Annotated in this window: 16 protein-coding genes; 12 read left to right on the top strand and 4 right to left on the bottom strand. The window is 71.5% G+C overall.

Features of this window, described 5'->3' with window-relative positions:
- Window positions 1–1,285: lactate utilization protein B (locus ABT367_RS34460; RefSeq protein ID WP_352257222.1), on the bottom strand; the 1,285-nt coding region annotated here is incomplete at its 3' end.
- The gene (locus ABT367_RS34455) at window positions 1,282–2,046 is read right to left on the bottom strand and encodes a (Fe-S)-binding protein (protein WP_352257221.1); all 765 of its coding nucleotides are present in this window, start codon (window positions 2,044–2,046) and stop codon (window positions 1,282–1,284) included. The genes ABT367_RS34460 and ABT367_RS34455, both read right to left, overlap by 4 nt.
- A gap of 121 nt (window positions 2,047–2,167) precedes the next feature.
- Between ABT367_RS34455 and ABT367_RS34450 the strand changes: the two genes are divergently transcribed.
- The 6 genes from ABT367_RS34450 to ABT367_RS34425 all read left to right on the top strand — a co-directional run bounded on the left by ABT367_RS34450 (window position 2,168) and on the right by ABT367_RS34425 (window position 7,165).
- On the top strand, window positions 2,168–2,569 hold the full coding sequence (locus tag ABT367_RS34450; protein ID WP_352257220.1) for an ArsR/SmtB family transcription factor: 402 nt from the start codon (window positions 2,168–2,170) through the stop codon (window positions 2,567–2,569).
- The gene (locus ABT367_RS34445; protein WP_352257219.1) at window positions 2,562–3,206 is read left to right on the top strand and encodes an SRPBCC family protein; all 645 of its coding nucleotides are present in this window, start codon (window positions 2,562–2,564) and stop codon (window positions 3,204–3,206) included. The genes ABT367_RS34450 and ABT367_RS34445 overlap by 8 nt, the downstream gene beginning before the upstream one ends.
- Before the next feature lie 79 nt (window positions 3,207–3,285).
- Window positions 3,286–4,017, top strand: coding sequence for a PIG-L deacetylase family protein (locus tag ABT367_RS34440; protein WP_352257218.1), 732 nt, complete (start codon window positions 3,286–3,288; stop codon window positions 4,015–4,017).
- A 344-nt stretch (window positions 4,018–4,361) separates the two neighbouring features.
- Window positions 4,362–4,616 carry a hypothetical protein gene (locus ABT367_RS34435; RefSeq protein ID WP_352257217.1) on the top strand — a complete coding sequence of 85 codons (255 nt, stop codon included), beginning with the start codon at window positions 4,362–4,364 and terminating at the stop codon, window positions 4,614–4,616.
- Between the two features lie 169 nt (window positions 4,617–4,785).
- Window positions 4,786–5,619, top strand: a complete 834-nt coding sequence (locus tag ABT367_RS34430; protein WP_352257216.1) for an enoyl-CoA hydratase/isomerase family protein — start codon at window positions 4,786–4,788, stop codon at window positions 5,617–5,619.
- 64 nt (window positions 5,620–5,683) lie between these two features.
- Complete coding sequence (locus ABT367_RS34425) at window positions 5,684–7,165, top strand: GMC oxidoreductase (RefSeq protein ID WP_352257215.1); 1,482 nt, start codon at window positions 5,684–5,686, stop codon at window positions 7,163–7,165.
- Window positions 7,166–7,349: 184 nt separating this feature from the next.
- Here the strand turns inward: ABT367_RS34425 and ABT367_RS34420 are convergent, their stop codons facing one another.
- Window positions 7,350–8,237 carry an SDR family oxidoreductase gene (locus tag ABT367_RS34420; RefSeq protein ID WP_352257214.1) on the bottom strand — a complete coding sequence of 296 codons (888 nt, stop codon included), beginning with the start codon at window positions 8,235–8,237 and terminating at the stop codon, window positions 7,350–7,352.
- A 147-nt stretch (window positions 8,238–8,384) separates the two neighbouring features.
- Complete coding sequence (locus ABT367_RS34415) at window positions 8,385–9,377, bottom strand: NAD(P)/FAD-dependent oxidoreductase (RefSeq protein ID WP_352257213.1); 993 nt, start codon at window positions 9,375–9,377, stop codon at window positions 8,385–8,387.
- Window positions 9,378–9,441: 64 nt separating this feature from the next.
- On the opposite strand from ABT367_RS34415, the gene ABT367_RS34410 reads away from it, so the two are divergent.
- From ABT367_RS34410 to ABT367_RS34385, 6 genes are all read left to right on the top strand, one after another.
- On the top strand, window positions 9,442–10,050 hold the full coding sequence (locus ABT367_RS34410) for a helix-turn-helix domain-containing protein (RefSeq protein ID WP_352257212.1): 609 nt from the start codon (window positions 9,442–9,444) through the stop codon (window positions 10,048–10,050).
- Between the two features lie 116 nt (window positions 10,051–10,166).
- Window positions 10,167–11,135 carry an NADPH:quinone oxidoreductase family protein gene (locus ABT367_RS34405; protein WP_352257211.1) on the top strand — a complete coding sequence of 323 codons (969 nt, stop codon included), beginning with the start codon at window positions 10,167–10,169 and terminating at the stop codon, window positions 11,133–11,135.
- Entirely contained in the window at window positions 11,132–12,313 is a 1,182-nt protein-coding gene (locus tag ABT367_RS34400; protein WP_352257210.1) for an acyl-CoA dehydrogenase family protein, read from the top strand. Before ABT367_RS34405 ends, ABT367_RS34400 begins: the two co-directional genes overlap by 4 nt.
- A complete protein-coding gene (locus ABT367_RS34395) occupies window positions 12,310–13,401 on the top strand; it encodes an acyl-CoA dehydrogenase family protein (protein WP_352257209.1) in 1,092 nt (363 codons plus the stop codon). Before ABT367_RS34400 ends, ABT367_RS34395 begins: the two co-directional genes overlap by 4 nt.
- A gap of 174 nt (window positions 13,402–13,575) precedes the next feature.
- Window positions 13,576–14,379 (top strand): hypothetical protein, encoded by an 804-nt coding sequence (locus ABT367_RS34390; protein WP_352257208.1) that lies wholly within the window; start codon window positions 13,576–13,578, stop codon window positions 14,377–14,379.
- Between the two features lie 356 nt (window positions 14,380–14,735).
- Entirely contained in the window at window positions 14,736–17,444 is a 2,709-nt protein-coding gene (locus ABT367_RS34385; protein ID WP_352257207.1) for a helix-turn-helix transcriptional regulator, read from the top strand.
- The last annotated feature ends 696 nt before the right edge of the window (window positions 17,445–18,140 follow it).

Below are 18,140 nucleotides of genomic sequence, written 5' to 3'. Positions count from 1 at the left end.
CCGCCGCCCGCATGGCCGCGCGTTCGGCGGCATGCCCCTTCGCCGGCCGCACGGTGATCCGCGCACCGTTGCGCACCACCGAACCGCCCTCGGCGACCCGTTCCCGCAGGTGGACGAGCACCTCGGGGATGTCGATCGCGACCGGACACACCTCGTAACAGGCTCCGCAGAGTGAGGAGGCGTACGGCAGCGAACGGTCGATCTCGCTGCCCATGCCCCGCAGTTGAGGGCTGAGGATCGCGCCGATCGGACCCGGGTAGACCGACCCGTACGCATGGCCGCCGGCCCGCTCGTACACCGGACAGACGTTGAGGCAGGCCGAACAGCGGATGCACCTGAGCGCCTGGCGGCCGACCTCGTCGGCGAGGGTGTCGGTGCGGCCGTTGTCGAGCAGCACGAGGTGGAAGGCCCGCGGTCCGTCGCTGTCCGAAGTGCCGGTCCACATCGACGTGTACGGGTTCATCCGCTCAGCCGTCGAGGAACGCGGCAGGGTCTGCAGGAAGACCTCCAGATCACGCCACGTGGGCACCAGCTTCTCGATGCCGACCACCGAGATCAGGGTCTCCGGCAGCGTCAGGCACATGCGTCCGTTGCCCTCGGACTCCAGGACCACGAGCGTGCCGGTCTCGGCGACCATGAAATTGGCCCCCGAGATGCCCACTTCGGCCCGCAGGAACTTCTCCCGCAGATGCAGCCGCGCCGCCTCGGCCAGTTCGGTGGGGGTGTCGGCGAGCCCCTCGGGTGCGGGACGGCCCCAATCGGCCATCTCCTTCTCGAAGATGTCGCGGATCTCGCCGCGGTTGCGGTGGATGGCCGGCACCAGGATGTGCGAAGGACGGTCCTTGCCCAACTGCACGATCAGTTCGGCCAGGTCCGTCTCGTAGGCGCGGATCCCGGCCTCTTCGAGCGCCTCGTTGAGCCCGATCTCCTGTGTGGCCATCGACTTGACCTTGACCACCTCGCGCTCACCGGTCTCCTGGACGAGGCGGGTCACGATCCGGTTGGCCTCGTCCGCGTCGACCGCCCAGTGGACGCTGCCCCCGGCCCGTACGACGGCCTCCTCCAACTGCACCAGATACGTGTCGAGATGGCGCAGCGTATGGTCCTTGATCCGCTTGCCGGCCTCGCGCAGTCCGGCCCAGTCGTCCAGCTCCGTGACGGCGCGGGCCCGCTTGTCGCGGATGGTGTGCGTGGCATGGCGCAGATTCGCCCGCAGCGTCCGGTCGGCGACCGCCTCGTGCGCGGCCTCGGGAAAGGCAGGCATGCCGACGAAGGTCCCGCTCACTGTGCATCCCCTTCGGTGTCGTCCTCGGTACGCGCCAGGACCTCCGCGATGTGCACGGGCCTGATCTCCGTACGCAGCCGGGTCATCGTGCCGCCGAGATGCATCAGGCAGGAGTTGTCCGCCGCGCACAGCCGATCGGCCCCCGTGGACTCGGCGTTGCGTACCTTGTCCAGGCCCATGGCCGCCGACACATCCGGGTTCTTCACGGCGAACGTGCCGCCGAAGCCGCAGCACTCCTCGGCGCCCGGAAGTTCCACCAGCTCCATGCCCTTGACCGCTTCGAGCAGCCGTCGCGGGCGGTCGCCCAGGCCGAGCGAGCGCAGGCCGTGACAGGTCGGGTGGTAGGTGACCCGGTGCGGGTAGTACGCGCCGACATCGACCACACCGAGCACATCGACAAGGAACTCGGTGAGCTCATAGGTCTTCGGGATCACGGGGGCCAGCACCCGCGACAGTTCATCGCCGCGCCCCTCCGCCGCGGCCCGCTCGCCCAGCCGTGGATAGAGCTCACGCACCATGGCCCCGCAGGAGCCCGACGGGGTGACGATCGCGTCGTACTCGCCGAAGACATCGGAGTAATGCCGGGCCAGCGGCTCGGCCTGATGGCGGTAGCCGGTGTTGTAGTGGGCCTGCCCGCAACACGTCTGCGCCATCGGGAAATCGACCTCGACGCCCAGCCTGTTCAGGAGTTTGAGCACGGCGCGGCCGGTGCCGGGATAGAGCGTGTCGTTGACGCACGTCAGGAACAGAGCGACACGCATCGCGGCTCCTCCTCGGTCGGTCATCGGATGGGTGCAGGGTACGCGTCGGCCGACCGCTGGGGGAGGCCCCGACCTCGTATAAGAATTGACTTATATAAGTGCGGGGTGGCACGCTGGGCGTGTGCACGCATTCGATGTCCTGGGAGACCCGGTCCGGCGCCGCATCCTGGAGCTCCTCGCGGCAGGCGAGCAGTCCTCGGGCGAGGTGACCGCCACCATCCGTGCGGAGTTCGGGATATCCCAACCCGCTGTGTCACAGCACCTGCGGGTGCTGCGCGAGAGCGGATTCACCACCGTGCGCGCCGAGGGCGCGCGGCGGCTCTACGCGGTCGACGCCGCGCCGCTCAAAGAGGTCGACGCCTGGCTCGAGCGGTTCCGGGGCTTCTGGAACCAGCGGCTCGACGCCCTCGGCACCGAGCTCGCGCGGGGCAAACGGGCCAGGCGCGCGCGTGACCAGCAGACGACAACACAGCACGACCAGACGACAGACCCGCACCACCCCACGGAGAGCTCCGATGACTGACATCGCCGACACCATCAACGCCATGCACCGCGCCGTACGCGACGCCGACACCCCCAAGGGCCAGGGCCGCTCGATCGTGCTGAGCCGCATCTACGACGCCGACGTCGAGGACGTGTGGGAGGCGTGCACCGATCCGGAACGGCTCGGCCGCTGGTTCATGCCGGTCGCGGGCGAGCTCAAGCCGGGCGGCTCGTACCAGCTGGAGGGCAACGCGGGCGGCGAGATCCTGCGCTGCGAGCAGCCGCGGCTGCTGCGGGTCAGCTGGATCTACGGGCCGCCGCAGCAGGACGGCTTCAGCGAGGTCGAGGTGCGCCTCACGCCCGAGGGCGAGGACCGTACGCGGTTCGAACTCGAGCACATCGCGATCGTGCCGGCGGAGTTCTGGGACCAGTTCGGGCCCGGGGCCACCGGCGTCGGCTGGGATCTCAGCCTCGTGGGCCTCGGGCGTTACCTCGCGCAGGGCGACTCCTTCGACCGTGCCGAGGCGCAGGCGTGGAGCGAGTCGGCCGAGGCCGGCGAGCTGATGACGGCCAGCAGTGAGGCCTGGCGTGCGGCCCATGTGGCCTACGGGGCGCCGGAGGAGATCGCCGCGAAGATGGCCGACGCGACCACGAAGTTCTACGTGCCCGGCGCCTGACCGCCCAGGTTCGCGCCCGCTGGTCCGTGTTTCGGCAGGCGCGGTGCCCTTGTCGGTGACCGCCGTTAGATTGGCGGCCATGACCGAACAGCTGACCCCCATGCCCGAGGACTGGCAGCGCGCACTCGCCGTGGTCGCCCACCCTGACGACCTGGAGTACGGGTGCGCGGGCGCGATCGCGCAGTGGACGGACGCAGGACGCGAGGTGGTCTATCTGCTCGCGACCCGCGGCGAAGCGGGGATCGACACCCTGGAGCCCGACAAGTGCGCGTCGTTGCGCGAGCAGGAGCAGCTGGCGAGCGCGGCCGTCGTCGGCGTGGAGACCGTGGAGTTCCTCGACTACAAGGACGGAGTGATCGAGTACGGCACGGCCCTGCGCCGTGACATCGCCGCGGCCATCCGCCGTCATAAGCCCGAACTGGTCATCACGCTCAACCACCATGAGGCGTTCGGCGGCCGCTTCCTGAACACGCCCGACCACCGGGCAGTCGGCCAGGCGGCCATCGACGCCGTCGGCGACGCGGGCAACCGCTGGATCTTCCCGGAGCTCGGCGAACAGGGCCTCGCGCCTTGGGGTGGCGTGAAGTGGATCGCCATCGCGGGCTCCGACACCCCCACCCACGCCATCGACGCGGAGCCCGGCTTCGAGCGCGCGGTCAGCTCCCTGCTCGAACACCGGGCGTACATCGAGGCGTTGACCGACGAGGACCCCGAGGCGTACGCGCGCGGCATCATCACCATGACCAGCAGCTTCGTCGGCGACCGCTTCGGCGGAAAGCCGGCGATCGGTTTTCACGTGTACGAGCGCTGAGAGGGTTTTCCGGAGAGCCGGGCCCTTACAAGGCGGCGGATCCCGGCGGTTCGAAACCGTCCGCGCCCTTCGGTGCGAAGGCCCTTAGTCGATCAGGACTGGGGGCCTTTGGCGCGCTGGTGTGACATCGACGTCGGCCCAGCCATGCGCACCCGGCCGGCGAAGCACGGGTGCTCAGAGGCATGTACGGCGGAACTTGGCCGGTACGTACGGTTCTCTCACGCCATTCGACTCCATCCCTGCATGTCCGGATTCAGCAGCAAGGGCGCGGCCCCAGTGCACGGCGATTGCCCGCATCTTCCAAGCGCTCAGGCCTTGGAGTGCACCGCGCATAAGATCCCCGCATGGATGGCCCCTTGTCCGATGCCGAGTTTGTCCAGCTCCTGGGCCTGCTGCGGCGCTACTGCGCGCACGATCTGGATCAGTGGGAGGCCTGGCGGACAACCACCCCGTACGGAGAGGCTCACATCATGATCAGCAATGGGTCGCCGCCGGACGCAGAGCGTGACCTCTTCCACGACATCGACCGTGCATTCCGGAGACTTACGTGGCGGCCGGACGAGGATCAGGACTCCTCCCGTCCTGATATTCACGGCTGACATCAACGGCGGCGGATCTCGGCGGGCAGCCATGGCCGACAGTGGCGCGGCGTCGGCGCAGATAGCCAGCCGCACCGGATCCCGTCGCTTGGTTTACCGAACTCGGCTCTTCATAGTGCCGGCCCCGCCCCCTACCCTGACGCGACGTCAGAAACGGTAGGGGGCGCGGATGATCGATACCACCAGTACGGAGATCGCCGAGGGGGAGGAGCGGCTGCGGCTTGACGTTGAGGGTGGGGTCGGCGTGCTCACGCTCTGTCGTCCCGACAAGCTGAATGCCTGGAGCTGGGAGTCCACCCGTCAACTCGGCCTGTTCGCCGACCGGATCCGTTTCGACGACTCCATCAAGGCGGTGCTGCTGCGTGCCGAGGGCCGTGCGTTCTGCGCGGGCATCGATGTCACCGCGCCCGGCGGTGCGATCACCGGACGCTCCGGCGCCGAACGCACCCGTAACTACTACGAGGGCATCCGCTGGGTGCATGAGCGGATGCGCGTGTTCGCCGGGCTTCCGCAGCCGGTCGTCGCCGCTGTGCAGGGCTACTGTCTGGGCTTCGGCTTCGAGCTCGCGCTGATGGCCGACATCCGGGTGGCCGCAGAGGACGCGGTGTTCGCGCTGCCCGAGGCGCAGATCGGGGTCGCGGTGGACGCGGGCGGCGATCTGCGGATCGCCCGGGACGCGGGCGCCGGGTGGGCGAAGTTCCTCGCGCTGACCGGACGACGCATCGACGCGGCGACGGCGGAGCGGCTGCGGCTGCTTCAAATGGTCACCCCGCTGGAGGAGTTGGAGAAGACGGCACGGTCCCTCGCCGCGGAGATCGCGGCGAATGCGCCACTCGCCGTGCAGGGCATCAAGCGCGATATCGACCTCTTCGCGGATGCCGGCCTGACCGAGGCGCTGGAACGTACGGCGTTCGCGGCGGCGCTCACCCTCACCTCCGAGGACTCGCGGGAGGGGTATACGGCGAAGGCGGCGCGGCGGGCCGCGGAGTTCGAAGGGAAGTAGCTTGTTACCTTTCGTCCGCATCTGCGGCCCCCCTTCCGGGGGCTGCCCAACTCGGAGCGGACGTATGTCACCTGCCCCTCTTCGTCCGTACGGACGCCGCGAGCTGTTCGGTCTGGCCTCCGGCGGCACGCTCGCCGCCATCGCCGCGGCCGTGCTCCCCGCCTCCGACCGCGCCGCCGCCGCGACCGCACGCCGTACGCACTTCCGTGCCGTGGTGATCGGCTCCGGGTTCGGCGGCGCCGTGGCGGCGCTGCGCCTTGGGCGGGCCGGGGTGGACACGCTGGTCCTGGAGCGGGGCGGTGAGGTCCCAGTGGGTGAAGGGACCGAGCACCACTACGAGTCGGGCCTCGACATCGTCACCGGGGCCACGGTCGGCGGTGGGTCGATCTCCTACTTCGGTGCGAGCGTCGCTCCTGAGCGGCGGTACTTCGAGCGGCTGTACCCGCGAGGCCTGCACTACGAGGAGCTCAGCCGGATCTGGTTCCCGCGGGCTCGGCGCATGCTCAAGGTCTCCGACATGCCGGCGGATGTGATCGGCACAGCCCCGTACACCCATGTCCGTGCCTGGTCGGCGGGTGTGCGGCGGGCCGGTTTCCCTGCCGGGCCGGTGGGTTCCGTCTTCGACTGGCGATCCGTGCGCGAGGAACTCGCGGGCCGTACCCGGGCCGTCGCCATCGCCGGGGACACCGCGGGCGCTGCCGCGACGGGCGCCAAGCGCACGCTGCGCCACACCTATCTGCCCGCGGCACTGGCCACCGGGAGCGTCCAGTTGAGGGCCCGCCACGAGGTCGCCGCCATCGAGCGGGCTCGCGGCGGCTACACGCTGCACGTGCGCCGGCTCGGACCGGACGGCGCGCCGCTCGCCTCCGAGGCCGTCACCTGTGAGCTGCTGTTCCTCGCGGCCGGAACGGTGGGCACCAACCGGCTCCTTGTCGCCGCGCGGGACACCGGAGCACTGGCGGAGCTGCCCGCCGCGGTGGGCAGCGGCTTCGGGGACAACGGCGATCAGATCACCGCCTGCGCCCTGCCGAGCGAGGACGCCGGCGCCCGGCAGGGGATGCCGATCGCCGCCATGGCCAGGGTGCCGGCGGCGTTCGAACTGCCCCTCACCCTCGAATGCGGGCATCTCCCGCCGACCATCGGGGGACCGTTGTGCCTGACCATCGCGATGACCGTCGACACCGATCACCGGGGCACCTTCCGCTACGACCCCGACGCGGGCACCGTCCGGCTGACCGGCTGGTCGGCCCAGCAGTCGGCCGCCGCCCAGCGGGCCGCGCACGCCGCCAACGCCCGTATCGCCGCGGCATCCCCGGGCTGGATCCCGGTGCCCGCGCCCGGACCGTCCCTGTTCACCGCCCATCCGCTGGGCGGCTGCGCCATCGGCGAGGTCACCGATCTGGAGGGACGGGTGCGTGGGACGAAGGGCCTGTACGTCGTGGACGGCGCGCTGCTCCCGGGCAACGCGGCCGGCGCCAACCCCTCCCTGACGATCGTGGCCCTCGCCGAGCGCGCCCTGGCGGGGATCGTACGGGCGGGTGGATAGCCGTCGTGCGGGTGGCCGGCTGTGTCGCCCAGGGATGTCGGTGACGCGGGGCGGTCCGCCGACGCGCCGGACCGGCGGGTCACGCCCGCTCCCCGACGGTGTGCCGGCGGACCCGATCCGACACCGCCGCGATGAGATCGCCGACTGACACGCCGGTCACGAATCCGCGGGCACCGGCCGTTCCTCAGCCTGTGAACGGGCCCCGCCCCAACTGGCTCCTTATCGGCACCACTTCGGGTGTCACCAGATCCCGCCGCTGCCAGTTCGCTCCGTCCACCACCAGAGTGTGTCCGCTGATGAACCGGGCGTACGGGGAAGCAAGGAAGGTCGCCGCCCAGCCGAGCTCGCGCGGCGCGCCGACCCGGAGCGCGGGCTGCCGGACGTCCGCGGCCCGTACGCGGTCGAGGTTCGCGCGGATGTCGGCGGTCATGTCCTCGTGCGGCATCAGCCCCGGTACGAGGCCGTTGACCTGGATTCCGTACGGTCCCCACTCGACGGCGAGGGTCTCGACCAGGTTCTTCACGCCGGCCTTGGCCGCCGCGCTGTGCGCGTAACCGGGGCCGCCGGTCCAGGCGTACGAGGCGCCGACGTTGACGATCGAGCCCGGTGTACCGGCGGCGAGATGGCGACGGCCGAATTCGCGGGCCATGAAGTACGTGCCGTTGAGCGTGATGTCGACGACCGTGCGCCAGGCGTTCGGCGACATGTCCTCGGCGGGGACGGGGAAGTTGGCCGCCGCGTTGTTGACGAGGACCTGGGGGAGTCCGCCGAACTCCACGGCCCGGTCGAAGACTTCGGCGATGCGGTCGGGGTCGCGGATATCGCACTCGGTGGTCAGGATCCGGCCGCCGAGACCCGCCAGTGCGTCCTCGGCGGCCTTGAGGTGTTCGGCCTTGCGGCTGGCGATCACCAAGTCGGCGCCGAGGCGGGCGAATTCGGCGGCGATCGCCTTGCCGAGGCCCGTACCGCCGCCGGTGACCAGGACGGTCACGCCGTCATACGTACCGGCGGGCAGTGCGCTCGCGCCGAGTGGGGGTGGTGCGGGGAGGCCGGGAGCGCTTGGGGCTGTCATGGCCGCAATCGATACACCGGGTGCGTGCAATGTTCCATAGGCGGGGCGGGTGGGCGGGTGCCTGCGGCGGCATTTCCCCCACCCCGCCCCTTCCCGAAACTGGGGGCTTCGCCCCAGACCCCCGGATCCGACTTCGTTCGGATGGCCTCAATCGCCGGCCGGGCCCGGGTTGGCCGCGCGGGCCAGATCGGCGAAGACGAGCTCCGCGTTGATCAGCGTGCCGGCCCGGTAGCCGGCGCTCGCCGAGTTCACCACCATCTCGGCCGGGCCCATCGCATTGCCCACGATCCAGACGCCGGGCAGACCGCTGCGGCCCGCCTCGTCCACCGCCGGGAACGGTCCGAACGGGGTCTGCTTGACCGCGTCCCCGGTCAGCTCGGGCAGCATCTCGGTGCGCGCCACGGGCCGTGTCGCGGTGAACAGCACATCCCGTGCGAGGAACTCACCGCTCGCCAGGCGCACACCCGTCAACCGGTCGTCCTCGACCACGACTTCGGCCACCTCGCCGCTCACCACGCGCACACCCGCCGCGGCCAGCTGCTGCCACTGCTCGTCGGGCAACTCCTCGACCTGGTGCAGGAAGAGCGTCACATCCTTCGACCACTGGGTCACCAGGAGTGCCTGGTGGGCCCCCATCTCGGGCCGGGCGATCACTCCGAAGGCCTGGTCGCGCACCTCGTAGCCGTGGCAGTAAGGGCAGTGCAGTACATCGCGGCCCCAGCGGCCGGCCAGTCCGGGGATGTCCGGGAGCTCGTCGACAAGGCCGGTGGCGATCACCACGCGGCGCCCGTGCACCACGGAGCCGTCGGTCAGTCTCACATCGACCTCGCCTTCGGTGTCCGGCTCCACCTTCTCCACCCGCCCGGAGATGATCTCCCCGCCGTAGGACTCCACTTCGGACCGACCGACCGCCAGGAACTCGGCGGGCGGCATGCCGTCCCGGGACAGATAGCCGTGCATGTGGTCGGCGGGGGCGTTGCGCGGTTCGCCCGCGTCGATCACCAGGACGCTGCGCCGGCTGCGCCCCAGGCCGAGCGCCGCGCTCAGGCCCGCCGTTCCGCCTCCGACGACCACCACGTCGTACGACTGCCGCTGTGCCTTGGTGCTTCGGGTCACGGTGACCACCTCCGCTGCAAGCATCGGGCGAGTACGGCAGAATGGGCAAGTAATGTTGCCGTAACCGCAAATCTGGAGGGAGGCGGCGATGGCCGAACACGAGGGTGCCGAGGAGATGGACACGGTCCTGGCCGAGGTGGGCGCGCGGCTGCGCAGTATCCGCAAGGACCGGGGGGCCACGCTGGCCGGCCTTTCCGAGGCGACGGGCATTTCGGTGAGCACGCTGTCCCGGCTGGAGTCCGGTCACCGCAAGCCGAGCCTGGAACTGCTGCTCCCGATCGCCCGCGCGCACCAGGTGCCGCTCGACGAACTCGTCGGAGCGCCGGAGGTGGGCGACCCGCGGGTGCGTTCGAAGCCGATCGTCCGCAACAACCGCACCCATCTGTCGCTCGGCGGTCAGCCCGGCGGGCTGCAGGCGTACAAGGTCATCATCCAGGCGCCGGACCCGAAGCACGAGCACGCCGAGCAGCGCACTCATGAGGGTTACGAGTGGCTGTACATCATCTCCGGGAAGCTGCGTCTGAAGCTCGCCCACCACGATGTGGTGCTCGGTCCCGGGGAGGCCGCCGAGTTCGATACGCGGGTGCCGCACTGGTTCGACGCGGTGGACGGTCCGGTGGAGATGCTCAGTCTGTTCGGTCCGCAGGGGGAGCGGATGCATGTGCGGGCCAAGCCCAAGCGGGCTGCCGAGGGGTGAGGGGTCCGGTTCGGGGCGGAGCGTGCGCGGAAAGTCTCCGCCGGGCCGTTCCCAGGGGGCAAGCGACCGCTTAGTATGCGCGGGAGACTTGTTCACCCCCTCTGTGGAGGCCCCGCATGCAGGCATGGCGAGTGCACGAGACCGGTGAGCCGGGCGAGGTGATGCGGCTCGACGAGGTGGCCACGCCCACCCCCGGCGAGGGGCAGCTGCTCGTCAAGGTGCGGGCCGCCAACATCAACTTCCCCGATGCGCTGCTCTGCCGCGGGCAGTACCAGATGCGCCCGCCGCTGCCGTTCACGCCCGGCGTCGAGATCTGCGGCGAGACCGAGGACGGCCGGCGGATCATCGCCAACCCCGCGCTGCCGTACGGCGGTTTCGCCGAGTACGCGCTGGTGGACAAGGCCGCCGTGCTGGCCGCGCCCGACGCGCTGGACGACGCCGAGGCGGCGGCGCTGCACATCGGTTACCAGACCGGTTGGTTCGGCCTGCACCGCAGGGCTCGTATCCAGGCGGGCGAGACGCTGCTCGTGCATGCGGCCGCCGGTGGTGTCGGCAGCGCGGCCGTGCAGCTCGGCAAGGCCGCCGGGGCGCGGGTGATCGGAGTCGTCGGCGGGCCCGACAAGGCGCGCGTCGCAGACGAGCTCGGCTGCGACGTGGTGATCGACCGGCGCAGCGACGATGTGATCGCCGCCGTCAAGGAGGCCACGGGCGGCCGCGGCGCGGACGTGGTCTACGACCCGGTGGGCGGCGACGCGTACACGCAGTCCGCGAAGTGCGTGGCCTTCGAGGGCCGCATCGTCCTGATCGGCTTCGCGAGCGGTGTCGTGCCGGCGCCCGGGCTGAACCACGCGCTCATCAAGAACTACTCGATCATGGGCCTGCATTGGGGCCTGTACAACACCAAGGACCCGGCGGCGGTGCTCCGTTGCCACGAGCAGCTCACCGAGCTGGCCGCCAAGGGCTCGATCAAGCCGCTGATCAGTGAGCGTGTGCCGCTGGCCGGGGCGGCCGAAGCGGTGCAGCGCGTTGCCGACGGGGTCACCACCGGCCGCGTGGCCGTCGTACCGGAAGGGGCGCAGGCGTGACGGACGCTACCGAACTGGCCACCAGGACCCGCGAGTTGCTCGCGGCCTATCCGCCGGCCACCACCTCGCGGGAGGACTTCCTCAAGGCCCGCTTCGACGCCGGGCTCGCCTGGGTGCACTACCCCGAGGGCCTCGGCGGACTCGGCGTGCCCCGCTCGCTGCAGGCCGTGGTCGACGCCGAGCTGGAGGCCGCGGGCGCGCCCGACAACGATCCGCGGCGGATCGGCATCGGACTCGGGATGGCCGCGCCGACGGTCCTCGCCTTCGGGACCGACGAGCAGAAGCAGCGCTTCCTCGGACCGCTGTGGCGCGGCGAAGAAGTCTGGTGCCAGCTGTTCAGTGAGCCGGGAGCGGGTTCCGACCTCGCGGCGCTCGGTACCCGTGCCGTACGGGACGGTGACGACTGGATCGTGACCGGGCAGAAGGTCTGGACGTCGAACGCGCACAACGCGCGCTGGGCGATCCTGATCGCCCGCACCGACCCGGACCTGCCCAAGCACCGGGGCATCACGTACTTCGTGTGCGATATGACCGACCCCGGTGTCGAGGTACGGCCGCTGCGGCAGATCACCGGTGAGGCCGAGTTCAACGAGGTGTTCCTCACCGACGTCCGTATCCCCGACGCCCACCGGCTCGGCGAGGTCGGCGACGGCTGGAAGGTCGCCCAGACCACGCTGATGAACGAGCGCGTCGCGATCGGCGGCATGCGGCTGCCGCGTGAGGGCGGCATGATCGGCCCCGTCTCCGCCGCCTGGCGTGAGCGCCCCGAACTGCGCACCCGTGACCTGCACCAGCGCCTCGTCCGGCTGTGGATCGAGGCCGAGGTCGCCCGGCTCAGCGGCGAGCGGCTGCGCCAGCAGCTCGTGGCCGGGCACCCCGGGCCCGAGGGCTCGGGCATGAAGCTCACCTTCGCCCGCCTCAACCAGGAGATCAGCGGCCTGGAGGTGGAACTGCTCGGCGACGAGGGCCTGTTGTACGACGACTGGACGATGCGCCGCCCGGACATCGTCGACTTCGTGGGACGCGAGGCCGGCTACCGCTATCTGCGCTCCAAGGGCAACAGCATCGAAGGCGGCACCAGCGAGGTGCTGCTCAACATCGTCGCCGAGCGCGTCCTCGGTCTGCCCTCCGAACCGCGTACCGACAAGGACATCGCCTGGAAGGACCTGGCTCGATGAGCGATCTGCTGTACTCGGAGACCGAGGACGAACTCCGTTCGGCGGTGCGCTCGTTGCTGACCGACCGCTGCGAGGCCGCGCAGGTCATCGCGCGCACCGAGACCGATCAGCCGCACGACCACGATCTGTGGAAGACCCTCGCCGCGGACATGGGTCTGGCCGGACTCCTGATCCCCGAGTCACTCGGCGGGCAGGGCGCCACGCACCGTGAAGCGGCCGTGGTGCTCGAGGAGTTGGGCCGCTCCGTCGCGCCGGTCCCGTATCTCACCAGCGCGGTGGTCGCCACGGAGACCCTGCTCGGCTGCGGTTCGACCGCCGCCGACGAGCTCCTGACGGCCCTCGCCTCGGGTCGGTCCATCGGCGTGCTCGCCCTGCCGCTCTCCACGGCGCCCTCGTCGTCGTACGCGCAGGTGGCGGAGGCGGACGGAAAGCTGACCGGACGCGTCGGCGCGGTGGCGGACGCGACCGCGGCCGATGTGCTCCTGGTCCCGACGGCGAGCGGTCTGTATGCCGTCGACACCACGGCGGACGGGGTACGGATCACGCCGCAGACCCCGCTCGACCTGACCCGCCCGCTCGCTGCGGTCACCCTGGAGTCCGCTCCCGGCCGGCTCGTCGGAGCGGACGCCTCGGCAGCCGTGCGCCGAGGTCTCACGGCGGGCGCGGGGCTGCTCGCGTCCGAGCAACTCGGCCTCACGGACTGGTGCTTGACGGAGACGGTCGCGTATCTGAAGACCCGTAAGCAGTTCAACCGCTCCGTCGGCTCCTTCCAGTCCCTCAAGCACCGCCTCGCGGAGCTCTGGCTGGAGACCGTGCACGCCCGTGCCGCGGCCCGCAACGCCGCCGACGCACTGGCGGCGGGCTCGGACGAGGCCCCGCTCGCGGCCGCGCTGGCCCAGGCGTACTGCGCGCCGGTCGCGGTGCACGCGGCCGAGGAGGCGCTGCAGCTGCACGGCGGCATCGGGATGACCTGGGAGCACCCGGTCCACCTCTACCTGAAGCGCGCCAAGTCGGACTCGATCGCGCTGGGGGCGGCGGGGGTGCATCAGGGGACGGTGGCCGAGCTGGTGGATCTGCAGGCCCCGTAAGGGAGTTCGCGGCGCCCTTCCCCATCGATGCGGTGGGGAGGGGCGCCGTTCACGGTGCGGGCGGGGGGCTCGGAGTCGCGCCCCGAAATTCAGCGGAGCCGGCGGCGGGCCTCGGCTAGGGTCTGGTGTCTCGCCCGGCCGGGCGTTCGGCCGACCGCTGCTCGTGGAGTACTCATGCGTCGGCAACTCGCCCTGGCCGCAGCCGCCCTCATGCTGTGCGCAGGCTGCTCCGCCGGGGACTCCGGGGCCGGGACCGGAGGCGAGCGGTCGGACAGGACCGGCGAGCCGACAGCCGCCGACCAGGTGCGGAGGGCGATCGACGAGCTGGGCCGGGGCGCAGCCGGTATCGACCAGGTCATGGAGCTCGGCGACGCCGAGAAGACCTACGAGCTCACCGTGCAGGGTGCCTTCGACTTCGGCGCCGACCGTGGGCGGCTCGCGGCCGACCTGTCCGGTGTCGACATCGCTCACGTGGACCAGATGTTCGTCGGCGGGAAGGTCTACGTGAAGCCCGTCGCCGGTCTGAAGCCCGACCGTTGGGGTGTCGTCGGGCGCGCCGACGTCCACGCGAACCATTTGCTCCGCGCTCCGCTCAACGACCCCGAGCATGTCCTGGCCCAGTTGGACCGGATGAAGGAGGTCAGCGCGGAGGGCGAGGAGACGATACGCGGTGTCCGGGCCGTCCGCTACGCCGGTGTCCTGGACCACGAGACGGTGACCCTGCGGGGCAGCGAGACGATGCGCGACCAGATGGGCAAGGCGCGGGAGCTGCTCGGGGACGACTTCCCGGTCTTCGCCGATGTGTGGATCGACGGGCGAGGCCGGCTGGTGCGCAGCGTGCTGCGGATGACCATGCAGGACATCACCTCGACGGTGACCACGGACTACGCCGCTCTGACGAAGCCGGTCGATGTCGCGGCCCCTGACGCCGGCCAGGTCACGCCGGTCGGGGAGGTCACCGGGCTGCTGTCCGGCTGACCAGCGCCTTCAGGCCGACCTCTCCTGGCCCTGGTGGGCTGGGAAGCGGCAGGTCGCGTGGGTGTCCGGGCGGCCGATGCTGAGTGCGGCCGGTTTCGGTTGATGTCCGGGCGCTTTGCTGCGTGAGGCCGGATCGGTTGATGTCTGGGCTTGCTGCGTGCGGCCGGTCTGGTTGGTGTCCAGGTGCCTTGCTGGGCGGCCGTTCCGGTCGGTGTCCGGCGCCTTTGACGAGGGCGGCCGGTCCGGTTGGAGTCCGGTGCCCTGCTGAACCCGGCCGTTCCGGCCGATCTTCGGGCGCCCTCGGCGAGCGCGGGCGTACGCTCCCCGTGCCGGTCGGGTGAGGGAGGGTGTGCCGGATGGAGAGAGGGGGAAGCCCGCGCATCGTCCGGGCCGAGGCCGAGCTGGGCCGCGAACGGGCCCTCGTCGTCACCGGCCCGCCGGGCATCGGCAAGAGCGCCCTGCTGGACGCGCTGGCCGAACGGGCCGCCGGCCGGGCCGGCACGGTCCATCGGCTGCGGTCCCAACTCCCGGACCGCGGCGTCCCGTTCGCTCTCGTGGCCGATCTGCTCCTCACCGTTGAGCGACGCCACCTGGAGCGACTGCCCGCTCCCCAGCGGAACGTGGTCGCGCAGGTCCTGCGCCATGAGGTGCCGTCCGACGGCGGCCCGGACCCGCTGGGGGTTCGGCTCGCACTCGGTGCCGTCCTGAAGGCGGCCGCTCCCGCGCTGATCGTCCTCGACGACGTCCATTGGGCGGATCCCGCCAGCGCCGCCGCCCTGGCGTGTGTCCAAGCTCTGCCTACGGCGGTAGTGGCGGCCTGCCCGGACGTGGGCGGTGCGCCCGAATTCCTTTACGGAGCCCCGCAGTTCACTCCGTCGCCGCTCGCCGTCGACGAAGTGACCGCGCTGCTCACCGGGGAGGGACTCCCTGCGCGCCTCGCCGGGCGCGTGCACCGCTGCGGCGGCGGGAACCCGCGGATCACCCTGGACATCGCCCGCGCCGTGGCCGCACTGCCCAGGCCCCCCCATCCCCTGGACGAACTCCCCGTACCCGAACGGGTCCATGCCATGGCGCGCCGTCGCCTCGAGGACGTGGCACCACCCGTGCGACGGGTGCTCCTGACCGCCGCGCTCGCCGACCGTCCCACGCACGCACTGCTGCGGCGCAGCGCGGGACGGGACGTGGAGGAGGAGTTGCGCTCTGCGGCCCGCGCCGGGCTGGTCACCACCGAGGGGAACGAACTCCGCTTCACCGCCGAGGTGTTCGCGTCCCAGCTGACCGAGGACAGCAGCTGGGCCGACCGTGCGGAGGCTCACCGGTCGCTGGCCGGCGCGGTCACCGATCCCGTGGCGGCGACCCGCCACATCGCCCTCGCCACCGACGACATCGAGGCCCGCCTCGCCGGTGATCTGGAGAGCGCCGCGACCACGGCCCGTACGCGGGGCGACCGGGGCCGGGCGGCCGAACTGGCACTCCTCGCGGCCCGCCGCACACCGGCCACCCGGGACCAACAGGCCGCCGTGGTACGGAGGTTCGTCACCGCCGCCGATGACGCCGGCCGTGCGGGCCGGGTCGACCTCGCCCGGCGGGCCGCGGCCGAAGTCCTCGACCATTCGACGGACGCCGGCGAGCGGGTCCGCGCGCTCCTCGCGATCCTGGACGCCGCCGGACAGTCACTCGACGACCTGGACGAGGTCTTCGCCCGCGCGGCCGACGAAAGCGCCGGTGACCCCGCGCTGCTGGCCGCCGTGCAGCTGCGGCTCGCCTGGAAAGCGAACCTGTGCGACGGGGACCCGGTACGGGCGCGGGGCGCGGCCGCACGCGCCGCGTCGCTCGCCGGCCGGGCCGGGGACGCCCAGGTCTCCGTCCTTGCGCTCACCATGCAGGCGCGTCTCGAACGTATCCTCGGTGATCCGCAAGCCGAAGCGACCCTGGAACGTGCGCTGGGCGCCGCGGTGCCGGCCGAGGCCGTCGGCGTACGCAATCAGCCGCGCTATCTGCGGATCCGGCACGACCTGTTCGACGACCGCCTGGAGCGGGCGCGCGACGGGCTGCTCGCCCTGCTTCCGGTGGTCGAACGGTCCGGGGAGACCGAGGACCTGGTCGAAGTGCTGCGCAGCCTGGCCGAGACGGAGACCCGGGCGGGACGCTGTACGGCTGCTCAGCGGCACGCGGACCGGGTGCTGCGGATCACCGCCGAGGCGGGGATCTCACCCGGGCCCTCCTGGTATTCGGCGGCCTTCGCCGAGGCGGCGGGCGGGACGTTCGAGCGGGCCCGTGCGTTCGCGGGACGTGGCGCCCGGGCCTCCGAGGAGGAGCACGACCAGGTGTTCCTCTCCCGGAACCTGCACGTACTCGGCCTGGTGCAGCTGGTCACCGGCAGCGCGGCCGACGCCGTGGAGCAGCTCCTTCGGGTGCGCGCGGCCGAGACCGCGCAGCAGGTCGTCGACCCCTCCCTGCTGCGCTGGCCGGGCGATCTCGCGGAGGCCCTGGCGGTCACGGGGCGCGGGGCGGAGGCGGAGCGGCTGATCGAGCAGTACGTGGGTGTGGCACGGGAGTTGGGCCGGTCGAGCACCCTCTGTGCGCTCGACCGGGCCCGGGCGGTGGGACTCACCATGTGCGGGGAGGCGGATGCGGCGGCGGAACTTCTCGTGGCGACGGCGGAGCGTTTCGAGGGGCTCGGGCTGCCGTTGGAACAGGGCCGCTGCCTCTGGCTGCTGTCCCGCACCCGGCTGCGGCAGCGGCGCAGGGCGGGGGCGCGTCAGTCGCTCACGGAGGCGCTCGCGCTGTTCGAGGGTGCGGGGGCGCACGCGTGGTCGGGGCTGGTGGGGGAGGCGCTCGGGCGGCTCGATGCGGGGGGTGTCGTACGGGTCTCGGCGGATGGACTGACCACGGCCGAGGAGCAGTTGGCGAGTGTGGTCGCCGAAGGGGCCAGTAATCGGGAGGCGGCTGCGCGGCTGCATCTGAGCGTCAAGACCGTGGAGACGATGCTCACCCGGATCTACCGGAAGCTCGGCGTCCAGTCGCGGGCCCAGTTGGCTGCGGTTCGGGCGGTGCGGCCGTGAGTTTCCGCTCGCGCCGGGTCCGGGTCTGATCCGGCCGTCCCGCGTGGCTGATGTCACGGGGGCTCCGCCCCCGGGCCCCCGCTGGTGGCTTGCGCCCCCAGGCCCCCTTTCGCCTGGTGCGGGTTCGTGTGCGGCTTCCCTGGCGGTGGGTTCTGGCGTGCGGGTTCGTGTGCGGCTGTTGGCTCGGTGCGTGCTGCGCGCGGTTTGGTGTGCGGCTGTCTGCCGGGTGCGTTCTGCGCGTGCGGTTTCGTTGCGGGGCTGCTTCGTGTGCGGCTTTCTGTCGGTGCGTTGTGCGCGTGCGGTTTCGTCGTGGGTCGGGGCCGGGGTGGGGTGCTTGCTCATTCGGGCAATGGCACCGCCTCCGCGAAGGGTTGCCGTCTCCGACGGGGGTGCCCGAATGACAATGCACCCCACCCCGTCCCCTTCCGCCGTCACGCGGCTGATGGCCGGTGGGTGCCACGGAACGGCAACGTTCCTGTCCGCTCAGGCCGTTGGGCGACTGATGGCCGGTGGGGTGCCGCGTTCGCCGGGTCGTCCTGTGCCGCCGTCGCGCGGCTGATGGCCGGTGGGGTGCCATGGACCGGCAACGTCCTTGTCCGCTCGGGCCGTTGGGCGACTGACGGCCGGTGGTGGTGGCCGCGTTCGCCGGGTCGTCCTGTGCCGCCGTCGCGCGGCTGATGGCCGGTGGGGTGCCAC

Origin of the sequence: Streptomyces mesophilus (assembly GCF_040300965.1) — a bacterium.
Taxonomy (GTDB): Bacteria; Actinomycetota; Actinomycetes; order Streptomycetales; family Streptomycetaceae; genus Streptomyces; species Streptomyces mesophilus_A.
The sequence above is the reverse complement of the archived record's forward strand: the minus strand, read 5'-3'. Positions and strand labels throughout refer to the sequence as shown.